The organism is Vibrio sp. 14N.309.X.WAT.E.F5 (assembly GCF_030397615.1).
Classification (GTDB): domain Bacteria; phylum Pseudomonadota; class Gammaproteobacteria; order Enterobacterales; family Vibrionaceae; genus Vibrio; species Vibrio lentus.
Window position 1 is genome coordinate 73,100 of sequence record NZ_JAPNXR010000011.1, and the last position, 14,746, is coordinate 87,845.

Sequence of the window (14,746 nt, forward strand, 5' to 3'; positions counted from 1 at the left end):
CATCTCCCTATGACCATCGCTTTGGCTATGTATCGCTGGCGGTATTACCGATATTCGCTGCGTTATAGACACAACTGACTACCGTGAATTTTAGGGTACTTTTTGACGATACCATCTCGTCCGTAGATACGGATCTTGAGTTGAATATATCGGTCAAAGCTACAAAATTGCTGGAAGAAGCGATTCAACACATCGGCAAACGCCAAATAAGGGGAGGTCGCATCGAGTGTCAGTTCAATCTCGGTTCCGGGAGAGAACACGTTCTTGCCCAACACGCGAATAGCGGACACTTGGGAGTTGAACGTAATGGAATGAATCATCTGAATTTCAGCGCTTGATACCTGTTCACGACTACACAAACTTAACATGTGCTTTAGGTCGGCGACTGGGTTGCTCGATTGCACCAATGATGAAAAATTGGTGTTCAGTAAACTAATAAATTCCCAATGGATGTTTTGGTCAACTTCTTTGGGAATGGGTGCTGAAGGTGGATAAATAGGTGAAAACTCACCGGGTAAGTCGATGCTTTCTAGGCATTCTAACGTGCCACTTACACCACAAGCTTGTTTGCCATTAGTACACAGTAAGCGAGTACCGAGTAGCTTACTGAATTCAGTATTTGGCGTGTCAGATAACGAAATCGCAATGCTCATTTCACCGAAGTGATTGTGTTTGCTTTGCCAGTAGTCGTACTGTTGGTTGTGTGAATATTTTTCTTTAAAAAGAGGAACTAAAGGTATCTCACCATTGGGCGTGATTTCGTAAATATTCTGAATTTCAATGATTTCGATATTGTTGTCACTGTGCGCGTCGGCATTGACTGGAACAGAAAGGGTTCTGTGATCGTAAGGGATCGGTTCGCCTGTTTGTTCGAACAAGTTAATCGCGGGCATCACATTGAGCTTGAAGACATCTTTATTGAATAAGCGGATAAACTCAGACGGTAATGATGACATGAATAAGTTAATGACGATTTCAGATTCGTCAAATTGTCTCGCGTATTCGGCAAAATTCTTGAGCCTGAAGAATTGTCGCTTCTCTTTGAAAAAGAAGAATTCGTTAATCAGTTGGTAACCCGTGAATTGATTTCCATGTTCAGGTAGAAACTTAAACTCGAGATCGCTAATTCGGTTCTTAAGCTGGTGGCTATCAACGGTTACGTGTCGAGCGCATTCACTGTCTGAAATCGAAATCGACAAGGTGTTATTGAGAAGAAGTTCGACTAGCGAGTCTGCGTTATTTTCAAACCCTTTGACGAAGAAGTCGAGGTCATTCAGTTCTAAATGGCTGAAATGTACTTCTGGGTCACCAGTGCTCAGTGATATTTGAACAACAGCAGAGCTTTGATAGGCCGATTTGGGTCTGTTGAAGCTAAATGGGGCGCTTAAAGCTTTGATGTTGCCTAGGTTAAACGGGGCAATTTTAAGTTCATCAACGGTTCTAAATAAGCACTCATTTTTTGTGTTTGTGCTCGAAAACAGAGACCCTTTTGGCAAGATGTTGGATTCAACAAGGCCCTCTTCGGTAGTTAATTCAAGATAAGCGACACTAGGCACCGTCTGAATATAAGAAGGATAGAGGACACTTAAAATGCCTTCAATAACTTCAGGTAGTTGCTCTGATAGCTTCTTTTCTACCTTTGCGTTTAATAGTGCTACTCCATCCAAGAGGCGAGCCATGCTCGGGTCTTCGATCTTACCTTGATGAATATTGAGCTTTTCAGCGTGCGTCGGATATTCTTGACCAAACTGTCCTAATGAACGGCGCACAAAGGCCAGTTCCTGTTCGAAGTAACGCATAATAGGTTCAGTCATAGTTATCTTCTTCTAAAGAGGTCGTTAAGTCGTTTAATGCGATTTTGGAATCAAAGATAAGGTCCTGTTCACCATAGCTAGTCTTTACCTTGGCAATGATGTTGAACGACAGTGAGTTATCGCCTTCTTTACGTTCTCCTAACTCAACGGAGATGTCGTGCAATCGTGGTTCAAAGCTCTTAATCCATGTTTCTATACGTAAGGTAAGCTGAGTCTTTTCTAAGGTTGCACTCAATAACTGAATATCTTCGATACCAAACTTCAAGTTGGAACGGTTTACTTCGACCAATCTGTTGTCAATGTCTGTCAGTGATGCCTCAGCTTCTAGGAGTTTGGTGAGATGGAACTTGATGTCTTCAATCTCTGCATCCTTATAAGGCTTCGAATCGCTAATAAAGGTTGTCCAAAAGCTCATTACGCCACCTCATTTAGGTCGGTAGTTAGGACCACTTCGCCACTGAAGTAATCAAACTGGTATTGAGGAACAATGCGCAGAGTACAAGCGAAGCTGCCAGCTTGAGAACTCGATTCCGTCACGCTCACTTTGGCGAAGCTGAGTGGGTATTTGGATAAGGTTTCCTCATTGGCAAATGAAACGTTACTTGAGAACTTCTCTATCCAGTGTGTCAAAAACAACTCACATTCTGTGGCGTTGTTGAAGCTACCTATCATCTCTCTTACTTGAACTTTTAGGTAGTGCGCGATTCGGCAAGACATCAGTGTGGTTTGAATTTGGGTCAGTACTTTGTCGTTGTCACTTTGTCCGCATTGCCAAATCGAATTGTTACCATTGAAGTAAAACTTATCGGTTAAAGGACTCTTCGCTAATGGGATAAAGCCGCTCTGCGCGTAGAAATTCGACAGTTGTCCGAACAAGCTAATGTCCGTTACTGGCTTTTGCAGGTGGCTATCGAAATAGTGATTCGCAGGAAGGTTGATGACAGCGCCTTGAAGCTTATCGTTCCAACGAGATTTCAAAAAACCAAACCAGTTCACACGGTGGAACTCTCGCATGATCGTGGTTGCCAGCACCATGTTGGCTAAACCCCAACAGCCTTTACCTTGCTCGTTATAAATAAATCCTGCTCGTCGGTTTTGGTAAGCCTCACGAAGGCGCACTTGAGGAAGCGCCATGCCGATAAAGCGAGAACTTGGTTTACTGCGTAAATCTTGCCACGCTTTAAAGTCGGGACCAGAAAGGATCTTGTTGATACGTTCTATGTCTGAAAACCAATCTGCGCCGCTTTCACCAAAGAACGTGGATACTGGCGAAAACAACATAGGGCAGAGTGTCGCTTCGCCTAATTTACCTAACAGTTCTACGGTAAACAGATCGTCGTAATCAGCGTCAAAATCGATGTCCATCGAGATAGGGTGACTGAATGTGATGCAACCAAAAGGGTGTCCACCTAAGGTATTCAATTCATTGTTGCCTATCTTGTTATACAAGTCGCTGGATTTGGTGGAATAGGCTTGGTTTACGTCACTGGAGATCTCCGCCCAATTCATATCGAGTAGCTTCACATGAGCTCTTTGATAGCTGACGGGTAGGGAAACAAGTTGTTGAAGGCTTAGCCAGTTACGTTCTAGCTTTTGAAACTCTGGTTCATGTAAGACTTCATCAAGCTGCAAACTGAGCTTAGTATCGATTGTTGATATAAGTGTTGATATCAATGAAATTAGTGAGGATTTAGAGTTTAAGGAGTGTTTGTCTAGCTCAGATAACAGAGATAAAGCCTCTTTCATAAAGGTATTATCTGTGTCATCTAATTGGTTGAATTTGTTTTGCCATTCTGTATTTAACTTCATACAAAATTTTTGGCCGGATTGCTCCGGCCAAATCCATATTAGCCTGGAATCTTCGCAACCATTCGAACTGAGGTAGTCAATTCTTCAAGTTGTAACCAAGGTCTTAAATGAGCGACTGCTGAGTAGGCACCCGGCTTACCAGGTTGCTCGACCACTTCAATGCGAGATTCACAAAGAGGGGTTTTTGCACGTTGCTCATTACCAATTGCACCAGCGTTGGTGTATTGGTCGATCCATAGTTGTAGCTCTCGTTTGATATCCGGAGCTTCAAGATTCGAGCCTAATTTGTCTCGACCCATTACTTTCAAGTAGTGGGCGATACGGCTACTCGCCATGATGTAAGGTAGACGCGCAGAAATTGCAGCGTTTGCTGTTGCATCTGGGTCAGTGAAGGTTTTAGGCTTCTGAGTTGTTTGACCGCCGATAAATACTGCGTAGTTAGAGCTTTTGTAGTGAACTAAAGGAAGGAAACCAAGGTCAGAAAGCTCTTTCTCGCGCTCATCTGTTAGGTTAACTTCTGTTGGACACTGCTGAAGTAGATCGCCAGCTTCAGACTTGTAAGTTAGGTTTGGAAGATTCTCGACCTTACCACCGTTATCAAGTCCACGAATAGAAGTACACCAGCCAGAAGCGGTATACGCTTGAGTCATTTTAAGACCTAGATCATACGCTGCATTTGACCAAACCAACTGGTCATTGCTAGTTGGTTTAGGATTGCCATCCATATCAGTGCCTAGTTCTTCATAAGCAAAGATATCCGTACTTAGGCCTTTGTCACCATAAGGTAGACGAGCCAGAGTGCGAGGCAGCGTTAGCGTTACGTAGCGTGCATCATCACTTTCACGGAATGAATTCCATGCTGCGTAAGCAGGAGAGTCGAAACCAGCAGCTACCGGTTTGCCTTCAGAGAAGGTTTGGAAGTCGTTAAACTCAAACATCTCAGCATTTGCAGCGGCAATGAATGGTGCGTGACACGCTGCAGCAACTTCACCCATGTAGCGAAGTAGGGCAACATCTTCATCTTTCGCGCTAAACTCGTAGTCACCAATGAATGTACCGTAAGGTTCACCACCAGCAGTACCGAATTCACCTTGGTAAACCGCATTGAATAGTGGGCTGCGGTCAATCGCAGGCGCATCTTCGAATTGATCAAGCAGCTCTTCTTGAGTGTAATCGACCATTTTGATCTTCAGATCACGGCCAAGTTCGCTCTCTTTTACGAGCTTTTGTAGACCACGCCAAGAACCTTCAAGCTTTTGTAGGTCTTTCTGTTGCATGACTTCAGATAACTGTTGAGACAGTTTCTTGTCAATCTCAGAGATAGCGTTTTCAATGGTCTTTGTAACGTTCTTATCCCATGTCACCGTGCCAGAAAGAGCTTGCTCTGTTAGTACAGAAAACAGTTCTTTCGTTGTGTCAGCGGGTGTTTGAGTGGTTGCTTCAATCGCACGGTCTAGGAAGCTCAGTGAGCCTTCCGCCGCCTCCGGTTGCGCTTGATTCTCAGTTTCAGTACTCATTACTCAGCTCCTTCTTCTTTAATACCAAGCTCATCAGAAAGAGCATTAATCGTATCTGCACTTTGTAGAACTTCTTTAAGCAGCTTTTCTAGGTCGCGAGAACGATCGGCTTTAGAAAGCAGTACCTTCAGTTGATTACGGGTTTCGACTAGCTTCTTAAGCGGTTCAACCTGTTCGATTATCGCTTCAGGTTCGAAATCTTTCATCGAATTGAACTTAAGACTCGCCGCAAATTGGCTGTCATCACCAGCAAGAACGTTATCGACTTTTAATGATAGTTCTGGACCTACACGCTTCATTACCGTATCGAAGTTGTCTTTATCAACGTTATAGAAGGTACGATCTTCTACTTCTTCTTTATCTTGCTTGTGGCCTGAGTAGTCACCAATAACCCCAACAACAAAAGGGAGCTCTTTGGTTTCTACAGCGCCATTAGTCTCAACGTCATAGGTAATACTTACGCGGTTCTTACTTACGCGTTTATGTTGGGAATTTAGTGCCACGGTAACTCTCCTTGTTTAATTACTTAGCAGTTGAAGTAACTTTAGCTGTAGTAGCATCGAAGCCAACTTCAGGGCCTTTCTCGATCTTACCGCCGTCTGCTTCAATGTAGTAAGCTTTAGAAATTTCTGTGTAGGTTAGGCTGAAAGATTCGCTTGGAAGTGAACCGTCTGTGCCAGACATGTTGTAGCTAGACATACGAGCCATTTTTAGCGTTAGAATCAGGTATGGATCAGCACCAGAACCTTCACGATTTGGTTTTGTCATTACTATTTCAACGGTGCGACCTTCTGGACCCGGCGCATATAAGAAAGTGGTTAGATGCGGTGTTGCACCATCACAGCCACGAGTCATGTTGACTTCACCAAGAGCAACCATACCTTGGTCCGCATTGTTTGCATTACCTACATCGATACCAACACCACGTACTGCACTCCAAGAAACACTATCAAGTGCAAAGAATCCATCTTTGCCCCCGATCTTTTCTACCGTTGCTGCACCTTTTGGTGTCGTACCATCAATTCTCATAAAAATAGAAGCCATTACTTTCTCCTTGCTCAACGCATTAATGTGCTTTACCACTCAAAATCTTGCAGGCTGCTCGATGATGAGTTGGAAGTCGGTTCAGATGTTTGGTTTGTATCTGTCGTACTATTTGAACTATCAGGAACTGGCGATACTGCCGCTGGCTCTTCAATAGTCGAGGTCGCTACCGGAGTTCTCACCGGAGCGGAAGTTGTTACAGGAACCGACTTTCCCGACAAATCGAGTTTGTCTAGGTTGTCCATTCCGGTCATTTGATTGATCTGGGCGATGACATTGTCATTGCCAACCATTTCTTGTAGTAACTCAGGGAAACTCATGTAGCCCCAACGAATAGAACGCTCAAGTAAGAAAGCGATAGGGCTATGAGGCTCTGTTTCTTTAAAGTATTCCGCTATTTTTCTAATCTCTTGAAACGCATGGTCACGATTCACAATGCCGTTGATGCTCGATACATTTTGTACGGCCATTTGAGTTTGAGCGGGTTGATCGTTTGCTGCCTGAGCCGGACTGCCATTAGCAACACTTTCATTACCCTGATTTACTGGGTTAGCTTGGCCTGAACTTTGGTTTGCTTCAGATGCAGAACCTAAGTCGTTCGAGGCTGAATTCGATTGTTGGGATGCCGAATGTATCGAATCACTTTGCTGAGGCTCCTCAGCTGCGTTCTGTAGAACGTGGAAGTCGTTATCCAAAGGCCAAGGCGTGAATTTTTCTCCAACAAGAAAATGTATTGCTTTAATCAGATCACGCACGTTGGTCTTGATGAAGTTGAAACTAATAACGGTTGCGCCAACGGCTTGGCATTTTCCTGCTAGGTTTTTTTCGGCAACTTCTAATTCACTATAAATATTCGCCAATTGAAAAAGTATTTCTGAAACGCTTTGATCAAACGAACCTAATGCTGTTTCTTTCAGCTCTGCAATGTTGCCTTTACGCTCAGCTGTGAGGTAGTCGCCGAATGTGACACCACCGCAAAAATCGAGCATTTGAAAAGGGATGTACACAGAGCTTGAGTCAGCAGACTCTCCAACTAATTGAAGTAGGGGTTTAGTTCTGAATTCAGTGATTTCCTTTGCTTTCCCAGCCTCGTCAGAAGCTTTGAGTTTAGCTTCCGGCAGCATTGGATTGAGCGTGTCCCAAAATTGGTCGATGAAAAGATTCAGAGTAGGGACAGCGTTAGCAAGGTTATAAAACGGCTGTGAAGTGAAAAGTTGACTAGTGATGTACCAACCTAATATTTCGAGGTCTTTAGATTGCTCAGCAAGTGTTTCTTCTGAAACTTTTCTCAATTCAGCCCAATTTTCTGTATTGGCATCAACAATGGCGGGGTCAGACGATGCATCAGGCGTTTCAACCAACTGTCGAAATGAAGATTGAGCGCTATTGTAAACGTTTCTCAAGCTGCGGTAGGCACTTCGATCTAACTTCAAGTAAGAGCCTGATGGCTCTTCATCTGAGATTGGAACAAGTAGGTTAGCGATTTCTGTCATATACATCCTGTAAAAAATCTATTTGTTATCCCGATCGCATTAAGTGTTCATTTCGATACATATTCCTTATGTTTCGTAAACACTTGTTAACATTTATTAATTCTAGAGCTTTTTCTTGAAAAGTCTCATGCAAAATAGATATTTACTTAAAACTTTGAACTTCATCTAAGAAAGTGGACGGATGTCACGATTATTTGAAACCCTATGAAATGTAAGGTGTTTAACCACCAATCATTACGGTTGGCATACCAAGAACAATCGTGCCACCGTGGCTTGTAGTATCGCCCATACGCGCAGCGGGTTTACTCATTATGAGCACAGTGGCACTGCCTTTGATGATGCTATCTGGAGGCCCGACACAAACGCACATGTCCCCAAGCGTCGCGGCTGGCATATTGCCAATGAGAACCGTAGGGACTCCTGGTCCACTGATTGGCCCGCCAACGTGGGGAATGGGTGGAACCGCGGGCGTCTGCATTGGGCATACATGCATGTCAGTTAATCGTGCGGCTAATGTCATCGTTCACTCCTGTCATCCGTAACTTTATGATTTGCTGCCTTTGGCAAGCTCGAGGGCAATACCAATGGATTTCTTATAATACTCGTTGGTTTTATCCCAATTGGGTAAGGCCGCAGAATGGTTGATCGCGCCTGCGACTGCCTTAGAGTAGAGGAACGGGTCGGGCAGGACGCTGGGTAAATCTGGTGCCACGATACTGCCTGTTCCATTCCAGAATACGGCTTGAGCCAACCAAGATGGCCCGCAATTCAATTTAAGCTTGTTGGAAAAAAGCTCGCTCTTTCGTCTCTGTTCTTCTGAAGGCGATTTCACCCAAGCCTTGGCTGTTGAAATACACTGCTTTTGCATTGTAGACCACACATCATTTCTTGCATCGAGTGTATGCGCGCCCCACCAAATGGCTTCTCGAACAGGCAGCCCGTGCGCAAGAAACTGAACCAAGTCGAAATAGAGTTCATTTTCCAACAAAGCTTCAATGGAATCATTAATGTTGAGCTCTTCATCAATCAGTGCTTGCGCTTCGTCAGAGCTCGAGAACCTATCGAGTAATTGTCTGCCAGTCTGATATGGAATTTTCTTATACATATTTTCGTTCTACCTGAATTTTGTCTGTGGTGACTGATGATCTTCCATCGCGATTTGATATTGAGAGGTGACTTTCTTTGAACACATTAATTCACCTTAACAATTGCGCCTTTCAGCTCGCCCATCACTCCACCATCAAAAGTGCCTTTCAAACCAGATTTAAATTCGGCACTTAATGAGCCTTCAGCTGACAGTGTCGTATCCGCTTTAATGGCGACACTGAGTCCTTTGATACTGTTTGAGCTTGTTGCTTCGAGAGTGGTTGTCACACCGGATATCTTATTGGCGGATGTTGCCTTGCTCGTCACATTCAACCCTTCAAGGTTTAGCGCGCTGCTCGCTTTAATATCAATGTTGCTGGCTTCAATACTGATGGAAGATGAAGACATGGTGATCTTACTTGATCCTACCGTCAGCTCTATCTTGTCATCGGCTTCTAGCGAGATGGACTTACCTTTCTCACTGATCGCTTTGTCTGAACTCAGTGTGTAATTATCTTCTGTTGAGACAGTAACTTGCTTGGTTGTTTTCTGTAGCAGTTCGCCTTTGATTGTCTCAGTCAGGTTGTTCTCGACTTCTTTGGTAAAGTCTTTGGTCGCGTGCATATACAAGAGTTCATTGTCTTTCTTATCATCGAAATAGAGCTCATTGGCCAATCCGCTTAACTTAGTACTAATGCCTGTTTTCGTTGAGTTGGCTTCTTTGTAAGGCGGCGGATTTTTACTGTTGTAGACGCTTCCTGTAATAATCGGTTGGTCTGGGTCGCCATCTATGAAGCTGACCAGAACCTCTTGTCCTACTCTCGGGATAAACTGAGCACCATAACCACTGCCTGCCATCATCTGAGCAACCCGCACATAACAACTTGTTTTGTCACCAGAGGCCTCCGTATCCCAATGAAACTGAATACGAACTCTGCCTTGGTCATCCTGATTTATCTCACCCGCGGTGCTTCCTGCGACAATTGCGCTTTGTAGGCCGTGTATTCTGGCCTTATCTCGCGGCGTCGGATAATTAGGAATTGAAGTATCAAGTAGGGTGAGCCGTGTCTCACAGTGATTTTCAGTGTTGTATCGAATGTGGAGTTCCGTGACCAGATAATCGCCGAGTTGAGCTTTGTCTAAGTGGGATGACAGTGAGAACCAAGTACCTAATTCAAATGAATCGTGTTGTGCTTCGGCTTCGACAGTTTGATAGTTTTGTTCTAATTGTTCGATACGTCGTTTAACTAGATTACTGGCGAGATCTTCCATTCCACCCGTGATGCCAAGTTTCGGGTAAAACTGTTTCGTTAACTTGGTGTTGTTAGCGATTGTATGGCTGGATTTCTTCTCTTTACTGCTCACAAGTTTAGTCTGTGAGTAATCATAACTGGTTAATTCGATGCTGGCGCCATGAAACTGGCTTTGTGGCATCCATTTATCAAGTAATGGATTACTGCCTGAAGGAACTTCAATCATGTCGAGTTTGCTAGCATCAGATTTTTGAAAAGGACTCTGCGCATCTTGAAGCATCATTAGATGGTCGGAATCGCTGTGTTGGAAAAAGTAGTGAACGCCTTCCTCAGCCAATAAGCGCGTAACAAAATCAAAGTCGCTTTCATCGTATTGAACGCAATATTCACGTTTCGATGAGGGCATCGTGCCAGCCTTAAAGGAGCCACTGAAACCAGCTTGGGTTAGCACATCTGAAACGATGTCTTTGGTCGATTGGGTTTGATAAACACGGAAAGAGTGGGTGTGTTTCAACAACCAGAACCATGGCCTTAGGGTGACACGGTAACTAGAGTACTGCAGATTACTGTCCATACCCAGCAGTTGAACTTGTGTAACAATGCCGTTGAACACTCGCGTAGCGGTCAAGTTATCGGTGTCATTAACAAAGCGGGTGATAGAGAGTTTTTGGCCCAGTTGGTCATCGATAACGAAGTTCTTTGAAATGACTGTGAGTTCGATTTTAAAAGGCTTCGATAAGTACTCAGAAATAGCAAAATCGCTGACTGCATGCTCGTTGCTTTTAGAATCTTTTGCCACAATCGTACTGGCAGAAGGGGAGAAATTATCCGTCATAGGCTCGCCTGATAATGCTCGAAGGTGTCCTGACATAAGGTTATGTCGATACTAACGAACTGACTTGATGTTAAAACTTTATATCTAAATTTATAGCATAAAGTAAATAATATAATAAGCATCATAACAAAGGCGTGAGGCGTTTCCATTTTATGAAAACAAATACCATTAATTTAGTTGGGGTAATTACTTGCTGTTTTATATTGTTAAGTGTCATTTAAATACGAGGTTATTGCGACGCAGAGGGGGATATAGGGAGATCTTAAATAATATATAGAATAATGTGTTGCTAGAGACAGTATGCCGTAGTAATAATATAAATATTGCTAGCATGTTACATTTCTGGGCTAGTGATTATTCAAGGATAGAATAATGACGAACACAAAAATCTCGTTACGGTTTACCGTTGGAGGGATGTTTTTGCTTGCAACGGTACTGACAGCGATCGTTGCGGTTTCACTTCAATACTACTTCAGTAAAAAAATGGCGACAGAGCATACCTTGTCCAAGTTGACCATGGTATCTCAGGACTTAAGCGACTATATCGGTAACGTCGACTCAGACGCGATAAATACTGCTCGTTTACTCTCTTCAGTACACCGCTCTATTAGCCACCAGATTTCTCGGGAAGAGTCGCGTGGAATTCTCTCAGAAGCGATAAAAGACAATCCGCTATTTTACAGTATTTATATTGGGTCTTCTAACGAGCGTTTCTTTCAGATTATCAACCTGGAATCATCTCCTTTTGTGAGAGATAAAATCGGTGCTGATAGTTCAGATCGATGGGTTGTGATTGAGATCAGTGATAGAGAAGCAGGCCGTATCCGTACGACCAAATACTATGACCTTGAGTTTAATCTCAGGGAGTCAAAGACAGAACCGAGTAATTACTTTCCGACGACAAGACCTTGGTATGAATCCGCTAACACAGAGACGGTTGAAAAAACGCAGCCTTACCTTTTCCAGCATCTCCAGATAACGGGACAAACCTATTCTCTAGCCTTTGAATCAAAAGCTGCTGGCGATACACAACATGTGATAGGCATCGATATCGTCTTGTCATCTTTGGCAAGCAAGTTATCTGCGAGTGCATTGGATCTTGATGAAGACAGTCAGGTTGAATCTTTCTTATACTCCAAATCCGGCAACATTATCGCGTCTAATCGTGATGTTGAAACGACACAAGTACTCCCTCAAGCTAGTGAAATCAATTGGTCTTCTGAGCAACAAGCCATCATAGAAAAAACACCTCCTTTGTTGTTCTCTAATCAAAATGATTGGGGACCGATGGACTTCTCTGTATCTGGAGAACCACACGGTTACGCGATTGATCTCTTAAAAATGATCAGTGAGATGAGCGGGGTTAGGTTTGAATTTGTGAATGGCTTTTCGTGGGCGGAGTTAACCGGCAAGTTTCAAGAGGGAAGCATTGATGGCCTGCATTCAATCCAGAACTATGAAAGCAATGGTGTGAAAGGTTTATACACTGACGCTATCTATGAACTGCCTTTCTCTGTTGTCACTCGAGGTGATGTTCAAACCCTATCAAATTATACTGAGCTTGAAGGTGAAAAAGTCGCGATTCTATCAGGGTGGTCGATTACACCTCAGTTGAGAGCAGACTTCCCAAATATCGAACTTGTTGAGTTTTCCGACATGGAATCGGCATTGGATGCTGTTGAAAATGGAGAATATTTTGCGGTACTCGATGCTAAGCCCGTGCTGTCGTTTTCGTTGGATAAATTTTTCCATGCAAACCTCAAAGTGAATGAAGCGCTATCGGACTTGAAAGCGAGCTATCCAAACCAGTTTCACATTGTGCTGCAGAATAAACATCAACAGCTGTTACCAATCATCAACCAAGCCATAAATGCATTAACGGAAGAACAGAAAGCCGCATTATCGCAAAAGTGGTTTCAACATCCGGCACTAAATACCGGTACAACCATTCCTTATACGGAGCTCTATGAAAGAACTGCGACAGCGACCACCGAGGGCGAAATGGTTAAGATTGTGCTTAATGGTGAAGCTAAGCGCTTATATCTGAAAAAGATTGAGACGGGCGCGCAGTACTCTGAATATTTTGCAGTAGCGATACCAGAAGCGGAAATTTACAGTGCGGTGAACAAGCGAGTGGCAACTTCTATTGGCGTGACCGTGCTTTTGATGAGCCTAACCTTGCCTGTAGCTTGGATCTTTGGTGCGCCTATTGTCCGTCCTATTCGTCAATTAAAAGCAGAGACGAGTAAGATTAAACTGCGTGATTATGACAGCGTGACCGTGCTGGATACTCGAATTAAGGAAATATGGGAGTTGTCGGTTGCAGTCAAAGAGATGTCGACAGAACTCAAGCAACATGAGCAAACTCAAGAGGCGTTTGTTGAGTCGTTTATCAAGCTCATCGCTCAAGCGATCGATGATAAGTCCGCTTATACGGCAGGACATTGTAATCGTGTGCCAGAACTCGGTTTGATGCTGGCTGATGCGGCTGAACAATCACAATCTGAGCACTTCAAAGACTTTAAGTTTGAGAATGATGATGAGCGCCGTGAGTTTAGAATAGCTGCGTGGCTGCATGATTGCGGAAAGATCACCACGCCAGAACATATCGTGGATAAAGGCTCTAAGCTAGAAGCGAACTATAACCGTATTCACGAGGTGAGAACACGATTTGAGGTGCTTTGGCGTGATGCAGAAATTACGGCTTTGCGTAAGCAGCTTGAAGGTGAATTACCAACGGATCAGATAGCCGAAGAGTTAGCTATAACGAAGAAAAAGCTACAAGACGATTTTGCGTTTATCGCAACATCTAATGTGGGTGGTGAATTTATGAGTGATGATAAGGTTGCCCGTATTCATTCTATCGCTGAAACGACTTGGACGCGTAATTTCGACGATCAACTCGGCCTATCGCCAATTGAAGCGATGAATAGGGCATCGAGTTCAAGCTTACCTGCGACAGAGCCACTTCTGAGTGACAAACCTGAACACATAGTGAAAAGAGATAGACCATTAGAATTTGACCCGAAACATCAGATTAAAATGGACGTTCCAGAGCACTTATACAATCTAGGTGAAGTCTATAACCTGAGTATTGCGCGAGGCACCTTAACTGCTGAAGATAGGTTCAAGATAAATGAGCACATGCTTGGTACCATCAAGATGCTTGAAAACCTGCCATTCCCGAAAGAGCTAAGCCGTGTGCCTCGCTATGCGTCGACTCACCATGAAACCCTTAAAGGCACAGGCTACCCAAGGAAGCTAACAGCAGACGACCTTTCAATCCCAGAACGTATTTTGGTTATTTCTGATATTTTTGAGGCGTTAACCGCCGCTGATAGACCTTATAAGAAAGCGAAGCCAATTAGCGTAGCTGTCGACATTATGTACAAAATGGCGCTGGATGAGCATCTAGATATCGAGCTGTTTAGACTGTTCTTGACCAGCGGCACGCATATCCAATATGCAGAAGAGTATCTGAAACCGGAACAGATAGATTTTGTTGATATCAATAAATACCTCGAAGTGACTCGCCAGATTGCTTGACCAAAGGTTGGCTTGTTAGAACGAGTTCTATGAATGAAAGGCGCACATGAGTGCGTCTTTTTTATATCTGTGGTTTGGAGTTAAACGGAGAGGAAGGGTGTTGACACCTATATCTTGGTTGAGATCATTGATGGATGGATCTGCGTTTGAAAAGTTGACTGTCAGTTGTCGACACATTGTTTTCGAGCAGCTTTGGGGCGGTAAGGGTTTTGTTCACTCATTTATGATTTAAGCTTATGAATAATGTGTGTTTATTGTCTTTTATTGCTTCGTTTTACTACTTCTCTTCCGATTAATGAAAATACTACCTTAGTCTAAATTGTCGACAATTATCTTGATTGTCGACAAT

Annotated in this window: 11 protein-coding genes; 1 reads left to right on the plus strand and 10 read right to left on the minus strand. The window is 43.6% G+C overall.

Annotation, left to right across the window (positions count from 1 at the left end; genetic code table 11):
• Window positions 1–62 precede the first annotated feature (62 nt).
• The 10 genes from tssF to tssI all read right to left on the minus strand — a co-directional run bounded on the left by tssF (window position 63) and on the right by tssI (window position 10,851).
• Window positions 63–1,814, minus strand: a complete 1,752-nt coding sequence (gene tssF, locus OW495_RS13760) for a type VI secretion system baseplate subunit TssF (RefSeq protein WP_289887048.1) — start codon at window positions 1,812–1,814, stop codon at window positions 63–65.
• A complete protein-coding gene (locus tag OW495_RS13765) occupies window positions 1,807–2,229 on the minus strand; it encodes a GPW/gp25 family protein (protein WP_102513337.1) in 423 nt (140 codons plus the stop codon). Before OW495_RS13765 ends, tssF begins: the two co-directional genes overlap by 8 nt.
• A complete protein-coding gene (locus OW495_RS13770) occupies window positions 2,229–3,623 on the minus strand; it encodes a type VI secretion system contractile sheath large subunit (RefSeq protein WP_102513336.1) in 1,395 nt (464 codons plus the stop codon). Before OW495_RS13770 ends, OW495_RS13765 begins: the two co-directional genes overlap by 1 nt.
• A gap of 38 nt (window positions 3,624–3,661) precedes the next feature.
• Window positions 3,662–5,140: a type VI secretion system contractile sheath large subunit gene (gene tssC, locus OW495_RS13775; RefSeq protein WP_050621114.1), complete on the minus strand. Its 1,479-nt coding sequence runs from the start codon at window positions 5,138–5,140 to the stop codon at window positions 3,662–3,664.
• The gene (gene tssB / locus OW495_RS13780; RefSeq protein WP_017110737.1) at window positions 5,140–5,643 is read right to left on the minus strand and encodes a type VI secretion system contractile sheath small subunit; all 504 of its coding nucleotides are present in this window, start codon (window positions 5,641–5,643) and stop codon (window positions 5,140–5,142) included. Before tssB ends, tssC begins: the two co-directional genes overlap by 1 nt.
• Window positions 5,644–5,662: 19 nt before the next feature.
• Entirely contained in the window at window positions 5,663–6,184 is a 522-nt protein-coding gene (locus OW495_RS13785) for a type VI secretion system tube protein Hcp (protein WP_017110736.1), read from the minus strand.
• A gap of 32 nt (window positions 6,185–6,216) precedes the next feature.
• Window positions 6,217–7,677: a type VI secretion system ImpA family N-terminal domain-containing protein gene (locus OW495_RS13790; RefSeq protein ID WP_102513335.1), complete on the minus strand. Its 1,461-nt coding sequence runs from the start codon at window positions 7,675–7,677 to the stop codon at window positions 6,217–6,219.
• A 220-nt stretch (window positions 7,678–7,897) separates the two neighbouring features.
• On the minus strand, window positions 7,898–8,197 hold the full coding sequence (locus tag OW495_RS13795) for a PAAR domain-containing protein (protein WP_017110734.1): 300 nt from the start codon (window positions 8,195–8,197) through the stop codon (window positions 7,898–7,900).
• 24 nt (window positions 8,198–8,221) lie between these two features.
• Window positions 8,222–8,782 carry a hypothetical protein gene (locus OW495_RS13800; protein WP_102513334.1) on the minus strand — a complete coding sequence of 187 codons (561 nt, stop codon included), beginning with the start codon at window positions 8,780–8,782 and terminating at the stop codon, window positions 8,222–8,224.
• A gap of 86 nt (window positions 8,783–8,868) precedes the next feature.
• Window positions 8,869–10,851, minus strand: coding sequence for a type VI secretion system tip protein TssI/VgrG (gene tssI / locus OW495_RS13805; RefSeq protein WP_102513333.1), 1,983 nt, complete (start codon window positions 10,849–10,851; stop codon window positions 8,869–8,871).
• A gap of 372 nt (window positions 10,852–11,223) precedes the next feature.
• Between tssI and OW495_RS13810 the strand changes: the two genes are divergently transcribed.
• Complete coding sequence (locus OW495_RS13810; protein ID WP_102513332.1) at window positions 11,224–14,397, plus strand: HD domain-containing phosphohydrolase; 3,174 nt, start codon at window positions 11,224–11,226, stop codon at window positions 14,395–14,397.
• Window positions 14,398–14,746: the final 349 nt, after the last annotated feature.